Raw genomic sequence first — 18,307 nt, forward strand, 5'->3', positions numbered from 1 at the left:
CACCTGCCTTCTTACTGTGTAGAACGGTTCTGTTGTCGCCGATCGGAGTAGGACATTGCTCGTCTGAGGTTTTGAGACACCGTGCGTCACCGCCGCTATCGGCGTGTGCGCAGTGCGTGCGACCTCGGCGTTCGAGCAGTCCTTCCGGACCGGGACCCTATCTTTTCGGCCTGTCGGCCACTGATGTGCTCTCGGCTCCCGACGTGCGAACCGCGGTGTCTCCACCTGTTGCCATGATCCCTTCCACGCGGCAAGGAGACCCCTTATGTCTACCGCTTCCACCCATATCCTGTGCGCCTCCCTCACCTTCGCCTGGCCCGACGGCACGGGGGTGTTCGACGATTTCCAGCTGTCCGTAGGACCGGGAAGGACCGGTCTGATCGGCCTCAACGGGTGTGGAAAGTCTACGTTGTTGAAGCTGGTCGCCGGCGAGCTGACACCGGCCGAGGGCTCGATCCGGACCATGGGCGAGGTCGGCTATCTGCCGCAGAATCTGGTGCTCGACACCGGCCTGCGGGTGGACGAGGTGCTCGGTATCGCCGGGACGCGCGCCGCGCTGCACGCCATCGAGGCGGGCGACCCGAGCGTCGAGCACTTCACCGCCGTCGGTGACGACTGGGATGTCGAGGAGCGGGCGCTCGCCACCCTCGATCAACTCGGACTCGGCCACATCGGGCTCGATCGCACCATCGGCGAGGTGTCCGGCGGCGAGGGCGTCCTGCTGCGGCTCGCGGCCCTGCTGCTCGCCCGGCCGGACGTACTCCTGCTGGACGAACCGACCAACAACCTCGATCTGTACGCGCGACGGCGGCTGTACGACGCCGTCGCGTCGTGGTCAGGTGTGCTCGTCGTGGTCAGCCACGACCGTGAACTGCTGGAGCTGGTCGACCAGATCGCCGATCTGCGCGACGGCGGGGTCCGCTGGTACGGCGGGAACTTCACCGCGTACGAGGAGGCGCTCGCCGTCGAACAGGAGGCGGCCGAGCGGATGGTGCGGGTCGCCGAGGCCGATGTCCAGCGCCAGAAGCGCGAACTGGCCGAAACACACGTCAAATTGGCGCGCCGCAAGAAGTTCGGACAGAAGGCGCAGGACGAGAAGCGGGTGCCGAAGATCGTCGCCAACGGGCTCAAGCGCAAGGCCCAGGTGTCCGCCGGCCGGCTCCGTACCGAGCACACCGAGAAGCTCGCCGAGGCCAGGGGGCGGCTGGACGAGGCGGCGGAGGCCGTCCGGGACGACGACGAGATCCGCATCGAGCTGCCGTACACCACGGTCCACCCCGGCCGGGGTGTGCTGCGGCTCAAGGAACTGACCCTGCGGTACGGGACGGAGGTGAAGGGCGAGTTCGAGGTGCGCGGACCGGAGCGGATCGCGCTCGTCGGGCGGAACGGGGCCGGTAAGACGACCCTGTTGCGCACGATCGCGGGCGAGCTGGCGCCGGTCTCGGGCGAGGCGGAGACCCAGGTGCCGCACCGTTTCCTGCCCCAGCGGCTCGATGTGCTCGACGACGAGTTGAGCGTGGCGGCGAATGTGGCGCGGTTCGCGCCGGACGCCACCGACAACCGGATCCGGGCACAGCTCGCGCGCTTCCTCTTCCGGGGCGCGCGGGCCGACCAGCCGGCCGGGACGCTCTCCGGTGGGGAGCGGTTCCGGGCGACCCTGGCGGCACTGCTGCTCTCCGAACCGGCGCCGAAGCTGCTGATGTTGGACGAGCCCACCAACAATCTGGACATGGCGAGCGTGCGGAGGCTGACGGCAGCGCTGGACGCCTACGAGGGCGCGCTGATCGTGGCCAGCCACGATGTGCCGTTCCTGGAGTCGATCGGGATCACCCGCTGGCTGCTGCTGGACGACGGCGGTCTGCGCGATATCGACGTGGCGGACGTGCGGGAGGGCAGGCTGCCGGTGAACACCCCGATGTAGTGCGCGTCATCCGCCGGGACGGCGGCCCCGCGGCGGCGGGTAAGGGGCGTCACCGCCCGGTCCCCGGCCCGCCCGCCCGGTCCGGAGACCGGGCGGGCGCCGGTTCGGCGTCCGGCGGCGGCTCCGTCACCGGTGCGCCGCGTCCGCCGCCCGGTCGCCCGCTCAACTGCTCTTGAAGGTCGATATGGCGGAACTGGTAAACGGCGCCGGCCTGCCGGAGCACACCGCGGAGGTGGGCGTCCTCCAGGAAGGCGAGCAGATCACGGGGGAGGTGGCCGAGCGCGGCGTGGTAGTGACGGGCGAGGAACCACGGCGCGGACGCGGTGCGGTGGAGAACGACGGCCAGCGCGAGAATCACACCCAGGACCTGGCCGATACCGGCGGCGTAGGCCACGCCCCACAGTTCGGGCGCGGCCTCCTCGTCCACCGAGGTCAGTTGGTCGACCAGGTCCACCAGAGTGCCGAGCGCGGGCGCTCCCAGCACTCCGTAGAACAGCACCATCCGCCGCACATACCCGCGCAGGGCGTCGCGGTCCGCCACCAGCGCCCGGCGCGGCGAGACCGTCCCCGTCAGATCGGCCGGTGCCGTCCGCCATCCGGTCAGCGCCGCCGTCATCACCAGGGCGACACAGGCGGAGGTGGCCCCCATCGAAAGGTCGCCCAGCCCCATGCCGACGCAGCCGCCGGCCAGGGCGCCGACGAGCACGGAGCGACCGGCCACGGCGACGTCCGGCCGCCAGCGCAACCGGGCCGCGGGGCGTTCCCTGACATGGATCCTGGAGAGCAGGACGACGGCGAACGCGCAGAGCAGCAGGGTGGGCAGGGCCATCGGCAGCAGGATCATCTGATCGGGGCCGGGGTTCGCCATGACCCGCCGCTGCGTCTCCCCCATCGGTGTGAACATCAGCGGATCGGCGGCGGACCAGGCGCCGACGACGACGGCGGCGAGCAGCTCCGGGGGCGCCTCCGTCGCGATGAGCCACCACAGGGCCAGTGAGGTCACCACCAGCGCGCACCACCACATGACACCGACGGCCACTCCCTTGAGGAGGGTCAGCACACCGCGCGGCAGCCCCCGCGCCAGGGACCACCAGGCGATGTCCGCCGTCCCGAGCGCGCGCACATGTCGGGCGAGGAAGATCAGATACCGCTCCGCGCGTTCGGGCGTCCATGCGCACGGTCGGCCGGGGTCGGTTCGGTAGGCGGCCGGCACATACGCCTCGAACAGGTGGGTGCGCAGGGCCTCGGCGGTCGGGAACCTGACGAGGTCGCACAGTTCGTCGGGGTCGGGCAGCGTCCTCGTCCCCTCGCCGGGGCGGGGGTTGTAGATCGTACGGGCCAGGAAGAGGGCGAGGGGTGTGTCCAGCACCCGCCCGACAGGGGAGTCGGAGCCGAGTCCGCGCCGTACGGCGGACCAGCGGGCGGCGGCCGGCGTGTGGTCGCCGCCCGCGTCCCGCACCAGATAGGCGTCGGCGTCGGCCGCGTCCAGCGGGTCGAGCACGATCGCCGTGGTACGGCCGAGACGGACCGGTACGCCGTCGGCGGGGTGGAGCGCCCGGCGGTACTCGGCGGTACGGCCGCAGAGCACGAAGGGATGGGGGGCGGGCAGGGACCGGTTGAGCGCGTCCAGGGCGACCGCCCGCGCGGCCGGCGCCATTTCGTCGAATCCGTCCAGCAGCGGGAGGACGAGCCGGTGTTCCAGCAACGCCCCCGCCCGGCTGGTCCGGCCGTGGTCGGCGGCCAGGGCCGGGTGGTCCGTCCGCAGCCGACGCTCCATCCACACGTCCAGTTCGTCGGCGGCCGGGTCCCAGGACGAGAGCGGGAAGAGCACCGGCACGGGGTCGCCGTCGGCCCGCTGGTCGCACAGGTCCAGCAGCAGCCGTACGAGCAACATGCTCTTACCGGCCCCCGGCTCCCCCAGCACGACCAGCCGGGGGGCGGGGAGCCGTTCGCGGAGGAGGACGCCGATCCCGTCGTCCCGTCCCGCGGGGTCCACCGCCCCCTCCGGCACATCGGCCAGCGCGGCGGGCGCGGCACGCCAGGACACCGGGAGCGGATAGGGATCGTTCAACCGGCGCGACCGCGCCTCCGCCTCCCACGCTCGGCGTACCGCCACCGCCAACGCGTCGGCGAGTGACGAGGCGGATTCGGCGGTGTGCTCGCGCCGGCCGGCCCGGTATCCGAGCCAGGCCACCACCAGCGAGGCGGCGCTCAGCAGGAGCCCCACCGCGCTCGCCGCGAACCCCAGCACCCTGGCCTGGTCCCCGGCGTCCGCCATGCCCGGCCGCTGCCACGCCCGCACCGCCCACACCAGGCTCGCGGCTCCCAGCAGCGCGAAGACCGCTCCGAAACCCCACAGCGCCCGCCTCGTGCGGCGTTCCCCCGTCTCCATGGCAGGGACCGTAAGCGCGCACCGCCCCGTCGGGCGGGGAGTCCACCCGGGACCACACCATCGGGCGACCGCTCCGTACCGTGGTCCCCACGGGGCCTCCACGCGGGCGCGATCCGGTCCTTCGTACCGGCGCCGACGTAAATCCCGACAGAAGGTGTCCGGATTGCTGGCTAGCGTCACCCGTATGGCTCAGAACGACATCGTCATCGTCGGCGCGCGCGAGAACAATCTGCGGGACGTCTCCCTCACCATCCCCAAGAACCGCATCACCGTCTTCACCGGGGTCTCCGGCTCGGGCAAGTCCTCCATCGTCTTCGACACCATCGCCGTCGAGTCGCAGCGGCAGCTCAACGAGACCTTCACCTCGTTCCTCCGCAACCGACTGCCGAAGTACGAGCGGCCGCACGTGGACGAGATCGACGAACTGTCGGTGGCGATCGTCGTGGACCAGAAGCCCGTCGGCGGCAATGTGCGCTCGACCGTCGGCACGATGACCGACATCTACTCGGCGATCCGGGTGCTCTTCTCCCGCCACGGCACACCGAGCGCCGGCGCGGCCACCGCGTACTCCTTCAACGATCCGTCCGGTATGTGCACGGTCTGCGACGGCGTGGGGAAGACGGTGCGGCTCGATGCCGAGCGGGCGGTGGACCCGTCGAAGTCGCTCCGCGAAGGGGCGCTGCTGCTGCCGGGGCTGTCGGTGGGCGGCTGGGAGTGGAACCTCTACGCCGACTCGGGCCGCTTCGACCTCGATAAACCCGTCGGCGACTACACGGCGGCGGAGCGCGAGACGCTGCTCCACGGATCCGACGGCGCGGTACGGGCGGAGCCGGCGGCCGGCGCGGCCGGGGGGCGGTTCGAGGGCGTCGTCACCCGCTTCACCCGGCTGTATCTCAACCGGGACACCGCCAACCTCTCCGAAGGGCGGCGCGCCTCGGTCGAACGCTTCGTCACCCAGCGGGTGTGCGAGGCGTGCGGCGGGGCCCGGCTCAACGAGGCCGCGCTGGCCACCCGGATCGACGGGCTGACCATCGCCGACCACACCAGGATGGAGGTCGCCGACCTGGTGGAGGTCCTCCGGCGGATCGACGACCCGGTGGGCGGCCCGATCGCCTCCGCCGCGCGGACGAAGCTGGAGCGGCTGGTCGGCATCGGCCTCGGCTACCTCTCGCTGGACCGGGAGACCACCACTCTCTCGGGCGGTGAGGGGCAGCGGTTGAAGATGGTGCGCCATCTGGGCAGTTCACTGACCGGTCTGACCTTCGTCTTCGACGAACCGAGCGTGGGACTGCACCCCCGCGACGTCGGCCGGCTCAACGAACTGCTGATCCGGCTGCGCGACCGGGGCAACACCGTACTGGTGGTGGAGCACGACCCGGATGTGATGGCCATCGCGGACCACATCGTGGACATGGGCCCGGCGGCGGGCACCGAAGGCGGCCGGGTGGTGTACGAGGGGCCGGGGGCGCTGCTGCGGGACGCCGACACCGTGACCGGACGGTCGCTGCGCCACCGCACCCCGCTGAAGGAGTCCTTCCGCTCCCCCGCCGGCTGGCTGCCGGTCACCGGCGCTGATCTGCACAACCTCCAGGACATCGACGTACGGTTCCCCACCGGTGTGCTCACGGCGGTGACGGGGGTGGCGGGCTCGGGGAAGTCCACCCTGGTGTCGGAGGTGTTCACCGCCGCGTATCCGGAGTCGATCGTGATCGACCAGGGGGCGATCACGGCCTCATCGCGGTCAACGCCGGCCTCGTTCCTGGGGGTGATGGACACCATCCGCAAGGTCTTCGCGACGGAGAACGGCGTGGCACCGGCGCTGTTCAGCTTCAATTCGTCGGGAGCGTGCCCGGAGTGTTCGGGGCGCGGGATCATCCACACCGATCTCGCGTTCATGGACCCGGTGACCACCGTCTGCCACGCGTGCGAGGGCCGCCGTTTCCATCCCGAGGTGCTGCGCCACCGGGTCCGGGGCCGATCCATCGTCGACGTCCTGGGGATGACGGCGGCTCAGGCCGCGGAGTTCTTCGCGGACGAAGGGGTACGGCGGAAGCTGCGCACGCTCCACGAGGTCGGGTTGGTGTATCTGACCCTGGGGCAGCCGCTGAGTTCGCTCTCGGGCGGTGAGCGCCAGCGCCTCAAGCTCGCCACCCAGTTGCACCGTACCGGCAGTGTGTACGTCCTGGACGAGCCGACCACCGGTCTGCACATGGCCGATGTGGGCGCCCTGGTGGCCCTGCTGGACCGGCTGGTGGACGCGGGGAACTCGGTGATCTGCGTCGAGCACAACATGGATGTCGTCAAGCGCGCGGACTGGATCGTGGATCTGGGGCCCGACGGCGGCAAGCACGGCGGCCGGCTCGTCTTCGAGGGGACGCCGGCACGGCTGCTGGCGCACCCCACCTCATTCACCGGCGAGTACCTCCGGCGCGACCTGGCGCGGTGACCTCCCCCGGACGGGGGGTGTGAGCTGTCTCTCCCATGACGGCAGAAAACCCCGCTCACACCCCCACAACCAGCGGACATAACAGAATGTAGTCGTACACATCCGGGGCGAGCTTGGACCGATGCTTACTGCACCCTTAACCTACGGTCTCGTAACCTACGACTACGTAGGTAACTCTCCCGTCCCCAGGAGCACCAGTGACGATCACCTCTCCCCACCTCGGCAGTTCGGAAGCGTGGACCGACGCCCGACTGCTGTACGCGTTGGAGGAGGTCGTGGAGAAAGAGCTCAACCGGCACTTCAAGGTCGCGAAGGACTGGATGCCGCACGAGTACGTCCCGTTCGGTGACGGGCGCAATTTCCCCGGCATCTTCGAGGACGGCGAGGCGTGGGAGCCGGAGCAGTCCAAGGTCACCGACATAGGCCGTATCGCGCTCGTGGTGAATCTGCTGACCGAGGACAACCTCCCCAGCTACCACCACGAGATCGCCAGCCTCTTCGGCCGTGACGGCGCCTGGGGCACCTGGGTGCACCGCTGGACCGCGGAGGAGGGTCGGCACGGCATCGTGATGCGCGACTACCTGCTGACCTCGCGCGCCGTCGACCCGGACAAGCTGGAAGCCTTCCGGATGTCGCACATGTCGGAAGGGTTCGAGTCCGACAACCGGCACTCGATGCTGCACTCCGTCGCGTACGTCGCCTTCCAGGAGCTGGCCACCCGCGTCTCCCACCGCAACACCGGCCACCAGTCGGGGGACCCCGTCTGCGACCGGATGCTGGCGCGCATCGCGACCGACGAGAACCTGCACATGGTCTTCTACCGGAACCTGCTGGGCGCGGCCTTCGAGATCGCCCCCGACCTGACCATGCAGGCCGTCCGCGACGTCGTGGTCGACTTCCGGATGCCCGGCCACGGCATCCCCGGCTTCGAGCGGGCCGCCGCGCAGATGGCGATCGGCGAGATCTACAACATGCGCATCCACCACGACGACGTCCTCGCGCCGGTACTGCGCTTCCTGAAGGTGCTGGACATCGACGGGCTCGGCCCCGATGGACTCAAGGCGCAGGAGGAGCTGGGCCTCTACATGAACGGCCTGGACGCCGAGGCGACCAAGTTCGACGCGAAGCTCGCGGCCCGCAAGGCCCGGATGGCGGCCCGCGCGGCGGGCTGACCGCCCACACCGCATCGAGGGGGCGGATCGCGCACACCGCGATCCGCCCCTTCCTCGCCGTCACGCCCCCCGAGTGGGTGACGTGGCTGTCCTCCCGACCCGTTGATCTGCCAGGGTGTCCGGCCATGGATCTCCGGGTGGACATGGACGGACTGGACCGCTTCGCGCACGCGCTGGACCGGTCACTGACCTCACTGGCGGAGGCGCGGCGCGCGCTGGACCACATCCGCTCCGACCAACTGGGCTCGGCCGAACTCGACGCGGCGTGCGACGCCTTCCAGCAGCACTGGGCCCATGGCGCGGACCGATTACGGGACCGGATCGGAGCGCTCAACGACGGGGTCCGGCTGAGCCACCGGGCCCACGCCCAGCTCGACCAGGCCATCGAGGCGGCCTTCCGGGCGGTCCCGCCCCGTGCCTGACTACCCGCACCTCGGCTGGGACCCGGCCCCGGGAAGCCCACCCGCCGTCGCCGCACTCCGCACCAGACTGCGCGCGTCAGCCGAGGCCCTGGGCACGGCCCACCGCCTCATCGACCGGCTGACCGCCGAGAGCCACCACTGGCACGGGGAGGCGGCGGACGCGTTCCGCACGGCGCTCGACGACGAGACGGCCACCTGTCTGCGCGCCGCGCACCGTTCCACGGCACGGGCGGCTTCGGCCCTCGGACGCTGGCACGACGATCTGGTGAGCCACCAGTCGACGGCCCGCCACTACGACACCCTCGCGCACGAGGCCCTCACCACCCTCTCCCACGCCGAACCCCACGCAACCCACCTCCGCTCCCTCCCCGACCCACCCGCCCGGGAACTCCACCGGGCGACGGAGACGGTCCGGGAGGCCCGCGAGTCCCTGGCGGGGGTACGCCGCCTGGCCCGCGAGCTGGAGGAGACCCACCGGGCGGCGGCGGGAAAGGTCGCGGAGGGGCTGAGGTGGGCGGAACGGCTGGCGCCGGAGGAACCAGGGCTCTTGGACAAGGTGCTGGAGTGGGTGGATGAGGACCTGGGGGATGTCCTCTCCGATGTTTCGGCCGGTGCGGGCTTTCTGGCCCTGATTCTGGGAGCGAGCTGCCCACCTCTCGGGCTGGCCCTCTTGTTCATCGGGACGGGTGCGAGTATCGGCGCTTTGGCCCTCCACACGGCGGACCCACACCTTCGGAGATCCCTCAAGGAGGGTTTGACGAAGGGGGAGTTCAACGCGGGCTTCTGGGACAGCGTGGTGACGCTGACCGGCGATGCCCTCGGATCGGTACCTGGTGTGGCATCCATCGCGCACGGTGCGAAATCCGCTTCGACCGCAGTACATGCGGCCACCGCAGCCGGCGAGTCAGGCGCGGTGGCCATGACGCATGTCGGCTACGCAGGGTTCACACAGGGCGCGAAGAGCGCCATGGACGACATGCGTCACGTGGAGAACCCGCTCACCGAATGGGCGTTGCGGAGCACCCCCGAAGGGGTGAAGTCGACGGTGAAATACGGATTCCCGACTGCCGGGGCGGCAACAGCAGCGAGTCACTACACCCCGTTAAACGACGACGAGACTTACACGAGCGGTGCCACAGGAGTGGACGGCGCTCGCGCAGTGCTCGATGACGGCCCCAGTTCTGCAGCCAAGCTCTCTCAGGCGTGGGCATCGCTCACCCGCTGACACCGACGTAAGGCAGCGCACCCGTGCACGATGAATGTTCGGATCCTCCCCCACCCATGTGGTTCTTGATGCCACCGGGCTACTACTCAATCAGCGAGATCGAGATGGCTGATCTGGAACGCACAATCTCAGCTCTGCTGAAGCCCGTTCTCGACGACCCCTCGGCCGTGGAGGACGCCCTACGTGACGCACACGCATCGATTTCGTTGCTGCGGACAATGCGCGAACACGGAGGCGTCCACACAGCGTTCGGCATGCACCCGGATGACCGACAGGGCACCAGCGTCTCCGTTTTCTGCCTATCCATGATCAAGGCAGCACCGTCCACGAGTAATCTACTGGCCGTCCGGGCCGGTCTCGCAGCCGTGAACTCGCCGCTGTGGAGCGGCAATACCTGTCGGCGGATCGAGTTACCCATTGGTACAGCAGCTCTTGTGACCGGTTCGCTGGCCGCACCGACTCCCGCCACGATGGCGCAGCGGGGAATCGTCGCCGAAGCGAGCGAAGTCTTCCAGGCCCGGCTTACGGTGCCCTGTCCCGACGGGACCCACCTCGCTGTCGCGGATCTCACCAGCGCGGCAACCCACCTGGCGCAGTCGTACACCGGCATCCTTGAGGGAATCGCACAGACGATGACCTTCACACCACCGTTGCCCACTCAGCCGGTGGATCCCTCATCTCAACGCGCTTCCCGCATCCTGGATGTGCTTTCATGACCACACAGCCGCCTGCCCTCCCACACAGCGAAGCGGCTTGGGATCATCCGCCCACCGTCGTGGGCCACCGCAACCTCGTGGCCAAGCGCCGAGCCTGGCTGATCCTGGTACTGGGCGCGACAGCCGCAGCCGGCTGCGCGGGCTTTGGTCAGCCCCTGCGTCAAAGCATCGGCCTGGTGGTGTTCGGCCTCTTCGTGTATCCCCTGCTCCTGTGGGTCACCGCCTTAGCTCTCCACCGCACCAGGCGAGTCGCCAGGATCCTCCAGGTGTATCCCTGGCGAACCTATTCCTGCGACTATCCCCGTCGTACGGGCGAATCCCCAAAGGTCATCAGGATCAGGTTCAGCGAGGACCACTCCCCCGTCCTGCGCTTCACCCCGTTCTCGGTCGATCTCATGCGGAAACAGAACCCCGCCCCCGGCACCATCTGGTTCGCCGGTGACCCCCGCTTCGGCGGAGTCGCCTCCCCCGTCGGAGGCCACTTCCCCGTCCGCGTCGTCCCCGAGTCCCCGCGGGCGCCGGTTCCCCCCGGCACCCCCGAGGACGACGCCCTCGCCGAGCGGGCCGAGCTGATCGGAGGGGGCCAGGTTCACACCACCTGAAGCCCCCCGCGGTCAGCCCCGGCTCCGCCGCAACCGCTCGCGTTCCTTCTCCGACAGTCCGCCCCACACCCCGAACTTCTCGTCATGCCTCAGCGCGTACTCCAGGCACGCCACCCGCCCCTCGCACGCCCCGCACAGCCGCTTCGCGTCCTGCGTCGACGATCCGGGCGCCGGGAAGAAGAAGTCGGGGCCCGTCTGGGCGCAGAGTGCGGTCTCCTGCCAGGAGAGTTCGTCCTCGGAGGTGATGGGAGCAAGAGTGGTGTTGATCGGCATACGGCACACGGTTTCCCATCCCGATAAACGGCCGATCAATGAAGCATCAACAACGGACACCGGGGGGCGTCAGGCCGCCTCAGCGTTCTCCTGTGCCACCTGCGCCCCCTGGATCACCGCGAATCTCGCTCCGGTCGGGTCCGCCAGCTTCGCGAAGCGGCCCACGCCCTCCAGTTCGACGGGGGGCATCCGTACCGTGCCGCCCAGTTCCCCCGCCTTCGCCACGCTCGCGTCGCAGTCGGGCACCTCGAAGTACGGCAGCCAGTAGGCGCCCGTCTCGGTGGGGTCGGAGGACAGCGGGACGACACCGGCGAACATCGTCTCCGCGGCCTCGCCGGCCGGGTGCGCCATCGTGTAGGCGCCGGTGCCGCCGGGGAGCGCCATCATCGAGGTCTCCCAGCCGAAGACGCCGGTGTAGAACGCCAGGGCGTCGTTCTGGTCCGGGGTGTACAGCTCCAGCCAGCAGAGGCTGCCGGGTTCCGCCGCCACGTCCAGGCCCTTGTTCCGGCCCGGTTGCCAGGTGCCGAACAGGATGTCGGACGGGTCGGTGAAGACCGCCATCCGGCCCAGGTCGAAGACGTCCATCGGTTCGAAGAGCACGGTCCCGCCGCCGCCGCGCACCGCGTCCGCCGTGGCGTCGGCGTCCGGTGACTGGAAGTAGATGTTCCAGGAGGGCGGGCCCTGCTCCGGGGGGACGGTCATACCGCCCGCCGCCGTACGGCCGTCGAGCTGGAACATTCCGTAGCCACCCGCGTCGGGGCCCGCCGAGCGGAACTCCCAGCCGAAGAGTCCGCCGTAGAACGCGGTCGCCGTCTCCAGGTCGGGGGTGCCGAGGTCGAGCCAGTTCGGGGAGCCGGTGACATAGCGGGTGGTGAGCATGGGGCGCTCCTTCGTGAGGTCCCGTTCGTCCTCTCGTTCCCGAGTCTGCTACCGATCCCGTACGTCCGCACCTGTAGGCCCCCTCCGCCGGGGGGGCCGTACGCCCCCCGGCGGTCGTGGCGAGTACGGAGCGTCACGGGGCGGAGTGCGGCTTGCCTCCAGAGGCGTGGTGCGGGTCGTAGCCGGGGATGGTGCCGTCCGGTTTGGCCACCAGGAAGAGTCCCGCCATGCCCATGTCCGAGTGGCTCTGCACGTGGCAGTGGTACATCCAGGCTCCCGCACCCACGTTCTCGCCCGCGATGATCTGGAAGCCGAAGGAGTCGGCGGGACCGGTGATCTTGTTGTCGATCACCCGGCTGACGTCGTTCGGGCCGGCGAGCAGGCCGGTTCGGTTGTCCGCCCAGCGATGTCCGTGCATATGGAACGTGTGGTAGAACTCGCCGTGCGTGATGGAGATGATCTCGACGCGCTCCCCCACCGTGGCACGGAAGTCGGGTCCGGTGTGGCCCGGTTGGTTATTGATCGTCATGTCGTTGAAGACGATGGTGAACTGCTTGTCGGGCAGGATGTCGCCCTGGCGGCGGACGACCAGTGGACCGTAGAGCCCCTTGCGAATGCCGCCCGTGCCGTGGTCGGTGCCGACCACATGGTCGTGGTAGTGCCAGTACCCCGCGCTGCCGGGCCGCCAGGTGCCGTCCGCGCGCCGACCCGGCAGATGGGTGCGCCAGGTGTACGTACGGGTGGCGCCGGGTTCGACATGGCTGCGGCTGAGTCGGGTGCCGTCATTGGCGATGTCGTAGTCCACTCCGTGGACATGCAGGCTGACCGGTACGTCCATGGTGTTCTCGAACTCGATGTGCAGGGTGTCGCCCTCGGTCAGTTCGATCAGCGGTCCGGGGACCGATGCCTTGCCCTTCTCCAGGCCGTACCCCATCCGCCCATCGGCCAACTTCTCCGCGTAGAGCTTCATATGGCGCACCCGCCCCCCGGCCGGGGCGGTCTTCGGCGCGCTGCGCGGGGCCGGGGCGACGACGCCGGCGGCATGCGGGGCGGAGGCGACGGACAACGATGTCACACCGGCCACGGCCGCACTCCCGGCGAGGAGCCGTCGGCTGAAGCTCCGTCTGGCCAGCCCCTCGCCCGCACTCGTACCGCGTCTCACACCGTCGCCCCGGACCCCGTTCCCGCCTCCGGTCATGCCGTGGCCCATACCGTCGCCCATGCGGAACTCTCCACTCACATCGGGGGATTGTCGGGGCTCAGCGGACCCCGAGGACGGCCACACCGTAGCCCGGGACTCCCTGTTTATCCACACTCAGGACAAAGTTCGTTCTTTTACGGTCGTAGCTATTGGCGAACCGCGAAAAGAGGTCTAGCTTCCATGGCTGTTGTCCTGATCGGAAAGGCGTGACCAGAGAGGGGCGGGTGACCATATGCAGCGCGCACCACATCACAGGTCGAGATCCCGGAGAAACCTGTCGGCGGCGGCCCTTGGGACCGGCGCACTGATCGTCTCCCTGCTCGGGGCGGGCGGTGTCGCCACCGCGAAACCGCCGCCGGAGCCCGGAGAGTCAAGGTCGACAACGTTGTCCCTGCCGTCACCACCGGGCGGGAAGAGCGTGCGGGTCCTGGTCTTCCACGCCTCGGCCGGCGCCGAGTCCCCGACCGTCGACGCCGGTATCGCGGCGATCGAGTCGATCGGGCTGACCGGCCCCGCTGCCGGGCGGTTCGCCACCGAGGCCACGGACGACGCCTCGGTGTTCACCAACGCCAGGAAGCTCGGCAAGTACCACGCGGTCGTCTTCCTGACCGGTGGCGGCGATGTGCTCGACCCGGCCCAGGAGGCGGGCCTGGAGTCGTACATGGAGGCCGGCGGCGGCTTCGTCGGCATCCATGACGCGGCGCGGACGGAGCCGTACTCCGACTGGTTCACGGGGCTGGTCGGCGCACGTCCCACCGGTGCCGCGAGTGCCGTGCAGCGGGCGGTCGTGGAGGTGGGCGACCGTCTACATCCGGCCACCAAGTCCCTTCCGCTCCAGTGGAAGCGGCCCGACAAATGGTTCAACTGGGCCGTCAATCCCTCCGGCAGCGTGCACACCGTGGCCCGGGTCAAGGAGAGTTCGTACCAGCCGGGGACCGGCGCCAACGGCTGGGACCACCCCGTCTCCTGGTGCCGCGACTACGACGGCGGCCGATCCTTCTACACCGGTATGGGCGGTACGGTCGACAGCTTCGCGGAGACCGACTTCCGCGACCATCTGCGCGGCGCGCTCGCCTGGACGGCCCGGCTCTCCCGGGCCGACTGCAAGGCCACCATCACCGCCAACTACCAGGCCGAGCGGGTCACCCACCCCAATCAGCCCGGCCAGAACGACCAGATCGGCGAGCCGCACGGGCTGGTGACCGCAGCCGACGGCCGGGTGTTCTACATCGGCCGGGGCGGCGCCGACGCCGGCAAACCCGTAGTCACCGACTGGAACAACCCGGATATCGGCAAGGGCCGGGGGGAGATCCATGTGTACGACCCGGCGACGCGGAAGGTGACGCTCGCCGGGGAGCTGGCCGTCTTCGGCAACAAGGGCGGCGGCGATGAGCTGATCAAGAACGAGGAGGGGCTGCTCGGTATCGAGCTGGACCCCCGCTTCGCGGCCAACGGCTGGGTGTACCTGCACTACACACCCCATGCGGAGATCGACCGGGACAAGCGGGTGGGTGATCGCCGGGTCTCCCGGTTCACCTTCGACCACGCCACCGGGAAACTGGACCTGGCCAGCGAGAAGGTCCTGCTGTCCTGGCCGGTGCAGATCCATAGCTGCTGTCACGCGGGCGGCGGCCTGGCCTGGGACTCGAAGGGCAATCTCTACATCGCCACCGGGGACAACAACTCCTCCGGATTCAGTGGTGGTTACTCGGGCAACAATCCGCAGCCCGCCTACAAGGGCCTCGGTTTCGCGGACGCCCGCCGCACCTCCGGCAACACCAACAACCTCAACGGCAAGATCCTGCGGATCCACCCCGAGGACGACGGCACCTACACACTCCCCGCGGGCAACCTCTTCACCGGCCAGGAGCCGGACGAGGGCGGCGGCAAGACCCGGGGCGAGATCTATGTGATGGGGGTGCGCAACCCGGCCCGTATCTTCGTCGACCGGAAGACGGACATCCTCTACGCGGGCTGGGTCGGCCCGGACGCCGGCGCACCGTCGCCGACCTGGGGGCCGGCCAAGTACGACACCTTCGCCGCGATCACCAAGGCGGGCAACCACGGCTGGCCGTTCTGCATGGGCAACAACCAGCCCTACCGGGACCGCAATCTGCCGGATCCCAGCAAGCCGCTGGGCTGGTACGACTGCGCCGCGCCGCGGAACGAATCGCCCCACAACGACGGGCTGGTGAAGGTGCCGCCGGTCACCTCGAACACCATCTGGTACGCGCCCCAGGGCGGCGGCCCCGACTTCCCGCGCGACGCCAACGGAGTCCCCAGCTACCAGCTCGGTGAGCAGAAGCTGCTGCTGCCCTGGCTGAAGGGCGGCGGCCAGGCGACCATGAACGGCCCGGTCTACCGCTATGACGCGACGAGCCCCGGCACCAAGAAGTGGCCCGCCTACTGGGACGGCAAGTGGTTCGTGGGTGACTTCTACGACGGTGACCAGCCCCGGCACGCGGTGCTCACCGACCCGAAGACCGTGGGCAAGGGCGGTCTGCCGGTGCACGCCGAATCCCTGAAGAAGATCATCCCGATCGGGGCGAACGGCATCCGCAACCTCATGGACTGGAAGTTCGCGCCGGACGGATCGCTCTACGTCCTCGACTACGGGCGCGGGTTCTTCACCTCGGACTCCCGGTCGGCGCTCTGGCACATCACGTACAACGGCGGCGCGGCGACCCCGTCCGCCGACCAACTGGCGCGGAAGGCGGCCCGATGAGACCGGTGGGACGAGTGAGCAGGGCACGACGGCGAGCGGCCCGGCTGTGGACGGCGCTGGTGGCCTCCGTGGCCATGGTCGTCGGGCTGATGTCGGCGGTCGCGTACGGGCGGACCACCCAGCCCGGAGGGACCGAACAGTCCCCGGCAGCGGCGGCCCAGGTGCTGACCTGGACGGCCGGCGATCCCATCGACCGCTATCTGACCTTCCCCGCCACGGCGGTGGAGGGGAAGACGACGATCGTCTTCGAGAACAGCAAGGCGACCGGCAACACCACCGGGATGCCGCACACCCTGACGTTCGACGTCACGGACCCCGAGTACAACCATGACGTACCGCTGAACATCCTCGCCAACCCCAACGACGACCAGGGCGGGAAGTACACCGCCGAGGTCACCCTCACCCCCGGCCGGTACCGCTTCTACTGCACCATCCCCGGCCACGGCGCCATGCAGGGCATCCTCACCGTCACCGAGGGCACCGGCGAGGACACCACCGCGCCCACCACGTCGGCGAAGGTCGAGGGCGACCGGAACGCGGACGGCGCGTACGTCGGCCAGGCGACCGTCACCGTATCCGCGACCGACGACGGTTCGGGCGTGGCCAGGACCGAGTACGCGGTGGGGGCCGACGGTCCCTGGCAGGCGTACACCGCGCCGGTCGTCGTCTCCACGGTCGGCGCCCACACCATCCGCTACCGGGCCACCGACAAGGCCGGGAACACGGCGGCGGAGAAGACGGCGGAGTTCCGGGTCGCCGCGCCGCCGACGGACGACACCACCGCGCCGGAGACCTCGGCGACCGTCAGCGGTGAACGCGACGGCCAGGGCCGCTATCTGGACATGGCCACCGTGACCGTGAGCGCGTCCGACAGCGGCTCGGGCGTCAACACCGTCGAGTACGCGATCGGCGCGGACGGCGCCTGGCAGCCCTACACCGCGCCGGTGATGGTGCACGCGGTCGGCGCCCACACGGTCCGGTTCAAGGCGACCGACCGGGCCGGGAACGCGGCGGCGGCGAAGTCCGTGGAGTTCACGGTGGTCGCGGCACCCACGCCGGACAGGGAACCGCCCGTCACGGCGGCCGAGGTGACGGGCGAGCGGAACGCCGACGGCGCCTACCTCACCAGCGCGAAGGTGACCGTCTCCGCCACCGACGCCGGCGGTTCGGGCGTCGCCAAGGTCGAGTACTCGCTGGACGGCGGCCCGTACCTGGCCTACACCGCCCCGCTCGTGGTCGACCGGACGGGCTTCCACTCGGTGCTGCACCGGGCGACGGACCACGCGGGCAACACCGCGCAGGCCCGGAAGGTGACCTTCACCGTCGCCGAGGGCGGCGGGGTCCCCGCGCCCAACTGCCCCGAGTGGGACGAGCGGCGCACCGTGATCGTCGGCGCCGTCGACTCGGGTGTCCCGAACCGGATGACCCGCGCCCGTTGCACGATCAACGAGCTGATCGAGGACGAGCGGTCCTGGTCGTCGCACGCGCTGTTCCTGAAGCATGTGGACAAGGTCCTCGACACCCTCCTCGCGGAGTCCGTCATCGACCAGCGTGAGCACACGAAGGTCTACCGCACGGCCAAGAAGTCCGGGATCGGCAAGCCGGGCCAGAACACCGGCTACCGCGATCTCTTCGACGGCTCCCGCACGTCGTTCGACCGGTGGCAGCACGTGGGCGGCGGTTCGTTCGGGCTCAACGCCGACGGCTCGATGACCAGCGGGACGTCCAAGGGCGGTCTGGGGATGCTCTGGTTCCCGCAGCAGCGGTTCGGGGACTTCTCGCTCAAGCTCCAGTGGCGCGACGACGCCCCGGGCGCCTCCAACGCCAACAGCGGTGTCTTCGTCCGCTTCCCCGGGGTCCACGACCATCCGGAGGAGTCGCGCCCCGAGTGGGTGGCCATCAAGTACGGGCACGAGGTGCAGATCCTGGACCGGCCCGACGGCGATATGTACAAGACCGGTTCGGTCTACGGATTCGACCGGGTCGGCCTCGGCGGGGCCGGTGTGACGCCGAAGGGGAGCTGGAACGAGTACGAGATCCGGGTGGTGGGCCAGACGTACTCCGTCCTCCGGGACGGGGTGCTGATCAACACCTTCGAGAACAGCGGTGGACAGGACTTCGTCCCGCCGCGCGGCGATGACCCCGGCACGGACGGCCGGCGTTACGCCTCGGGGTACATCGGCCTCCAGGTCCACGGCACCACGGACGTGGTCTCCTACCGGAACATCCGCGTCCAGGAGTTGTAGAGCCGGACAGAGGGCCGGATGGAGAGCCGGATGGAGCCGTGGCGCTCCGGCCACCATGGCTCCATCCGCGCACCGGCCCCCTTCCAC

At 69.8% G+C, this 18,307-nt stretch carries 13 protein-coding genes; 9 read left to right on the forward strand and 4 right to left on the reverse strand.

The features are described 5' to 3' along the window. Nucleotides 1-265: 265 nt before the first annotated feature. The gene (locus ACH4S7_RS15020; RefSeq protein WP_398521584.1) at nucleotides 266-1,921 is read left to right on the forward strand and encodes an ABC-F family ATP-binding cassette domain-containing protein; all 1,656 of its coding nucleotides are present in this window, start codon (nucleotides 266-268) and stop codon (nucleotides 1,919-1,921) included. A gap of 49 nt (nucleotides 1,922-1,970) precedes the next feature. Here the strand turns inward: ACH4S7_RS15020 and ACH4S7_RS15025 are convergent, their stop codons facing one another. After that, nucleotides 1,971-4,313: an NACHT domain-containing protein gene (locus tag ACH4S7_RS15025; RefSeq protein ID WP_398521585.1), complete on the reverse strand. Its 2,343-nt coding sequence runs from the start codon at nucleotides 4,311-4,313 to the stop codon at nucleotides 1,971-1,973. A gap of 184 nt (nucleotides 4,314-4,497) precedes the next feature. On the opposite strand from ACH4S7_RS15025, the gene ACH4S7_RS15030 reads away from it, so the two are divergent. From ACH4S7_RS15030 to ACH4S7_RS15055, 6 genes are all read left to right on the forward strand, one after another. Beyond that, nucleotides 4,498-6,759, forward strand: coding sequence for an ATP-binding cassette domain-containing protein (locus tag ACH4S7_RS15030; RefSeq protein ID WP_398521586.1), 2,262 nt, complete (start codon nucleotides 4,498-4,500; stop codon nucleotides 6,757-6,759). Between the two features lie 197 nt (nucleotides 6,760-6,956). Continuing rightward, complete coding sequence (locus tag ACH4S7_RS15035) at nucleotides 6,957-7,931, forward strand: acyl-ACP desaturase (protein WP_398521587.1); 975 nt, start codon at nucleotides 6,957-6,959, stop codon at nucleotides 7,929-7,931. A gap of 125 nt (nucleotides 7,932-8,056) precedes the next feature. Further along, complete coding sequence (locus tag ACH4S7_RS15040) at nucleotides 8,057-8,353, forward strand: hypothetical protein (RefSeq protein ID WP_398521588.1); 297 nt, start codon at nucleotides 8,057-8,059, stop codon at nucleotides 8,351-8,353. Then, complete coding sequence (locus ACH4S7_RS15045) at nucleotides 8,346-9,578, forward strand: hypothetical protein (RefSeq protein ID WP_398521589.1); 1,233 nt, start codon at nucleotides 8,346-8,348, stop codon at nucleotides 9,576-9,578. Before ACH4S7_RS15040 ends, ACH4S7_RS15045 begins: the two co-directional genes overlap by 8 nt. 56 nt (nucleotides 9,579-9,634) lie before the next feature. Then, entirely contained in the window at nucleotides 9,635-10,294 is a 660-nt protein-coding gene (locus ACH4S7_RS15050) for a hypothetical protein (protein WP_398521590.1), read from the forward strand. 77 nt (nucleotides 10,295-10,371) lie between these two features. Further along, nucleotides 10,372-10,896: a hypothetical protein gene (locus ACH4S7_RS15055; protein WP_398521591.1), complete on the forward strand. Its 525-nt coding sequence runs from the start codon at nucleotides 10,372-10,374 to the stop codon at nucleotides 10,894-10,896. A gap of 12 nt (nucleotides 10,897-10,908) precedes the next feature. Here the strand turns inward: ACH4S7_RS15055 and ACH4S7_RS15060 are convergent, their stop codons facing one another. The 3 genes from ACH4S7_RS15060 to ACH4S7_RS15070 form a co-directional block, all read right to left on the reverse strand. Next, on the reverse strand, nucleotides 10,909-11,169 hold the full coding sequence (locus ACH4S7_RS15060; RefSeq protein WP_398521592.1) for a WhiB family transcriptional regulator: 261 nt from the start codon (nucleotides 11,167-11,169) through the stop codon (nucleotides 10,909-10,911). Between the two features lie 69 nt (nucleotides 11,170-11,238). Then, the gene (locus tag ACH4S7_RS15065; protein ID WP_398521593.1) at nucleotides 11,239-12,048 is read right to left on the reverse strand and encodes a VOC family protein; all 810 of its coding nucleotides are present in this window, start codon (nucleotides 12,046-12,048) and stop codon (nucleotides 11,239-11,241) included. A gap of 133 nt (nucleotides 12,049-12,181) precedes the next feature. After that, nucleotides 12,182-13,180 carry a multicopper oxidase domain-containing protein gene (locus ACH4S7_RS15070; RefSeq protein ID WP_398521881.1) on the reverse strand — a complete coding sequence of 333 codons (999 nt, stop codon included), beginning with the start codon at nucleotides 13,178-13,180 and terminating at the stop codon, nucleotides 12,182-12,184. Between the two features lie 301 nt (nucleotides 13,181-13,481). Here ACH4S7_RS15070 and ACH4S7_RS15075 point away from each other — a divergent pair, with 301 nt between their 5' ends. Both ACH4S7_RS15075 and ACH4S7_RS15080 read left to right on the forward strand, forming a co-directional pair. Further along, nucleotides 13,482-15,974: a ThuA domain-containing protein gene (locus ACH4S7_RS15075; RefSeq protein WP_398521594.1), complete on the forward strand. Its 2,493-nt coding sequence runs from the start codon at nucleotides 13,482-13,484 to the stop codon at nucleotides 15,972-15,974. A gap of 74 nt (nucleotides 15,975-16,048) precedes the next feature. After that, the gene (locus ACH4S7_RS15080; RefSeq protein ID WP_398521882.1) at nucleotides 16,049-18,220 is read left to right on the forward strand and encodes an OmpL47-type beta-barrel domain-containing protein; all 2,172 of its coding nucleotides are present in this window, start codon (nucleotides 16,049-16,051) and stop codon (nucleotides 18,218-18,220) included. The last annotated feature ends 87 nt before the right edge of the window (nucleotides 18,221-18,307 follow it).

The organism is Streptomyces sp. NPDC020965, from assembly GCF_044333555.1.
Taxonomy (GTDB): Bacteria; Actinomycetota; Actinomycetes; order Streptomycetales; family Streptomycetaceae; genus Streptomyces.

Coding starts and splice junctions, on each gene's coding strand:
- ACH4S7_RS15020 (WP_398521584.1), top strand. CDS start 266: ATGTCTACCGCTTCCACCCATATCCTGTGCGCCTCCCTCACCTTCGCC.
- ACH4S7_RS15025 (WP_398521585.1), bottom strand. CDS start 4,313: ATGGAGACGGGGGAACGCCGCACGAGGCGGGCGCTGTGGGGTTTCGGA.
- ACH4S7_RS15030 (WP_398521586.1), top strand. CDS start 4,498: ATGGCTCAGAACGACATCGTCATCGTCGGCGCGCGCGAGAACAATCTG.
- ACH4S7_RS15040 (WP_398521588.1), top strand. CDS start 8,057: ATGGATCTCCGGGTGGACATGGACGGACTGGACCGCTTCGCGCACGCG.
- ACH4S7_RS15050 (WP_398521590.1), top strand. CDS start 9,635: ATGTGGTTCTTGATGCCACCGGGCTACTACTCAATCAGCGAGATCGAG.
- ACH4S7_RS15060 (WP_398521592.1), bottom strand. CDS start 11,169: ATGCCGATCAACACCACTCTTGCTCCCATCACCTCCGAGGACGAACTC.
- ACH4S7_RS15065 (WP_398521593.1), bottom strand. CDS start 12,048: ATGCTCACCACCCGCTATGTCACCGGCTCCCCGAACTGGCTCGACCTC.
- ACH4S7_RS15075 (WP_398521594.1), top strand. CDS start 13,482: ATGCAGCGCGCACCACATCACAGGTCGAGATCCCGGAGAAACCTGTCG.
- ACH4S7_RS15080 (WP_398521882.1), top strand. CDS start 16,049: ATGGTCGTCGGGCTGATGTCGGCGGTCGCGTACGGGCGGACCACCCAG.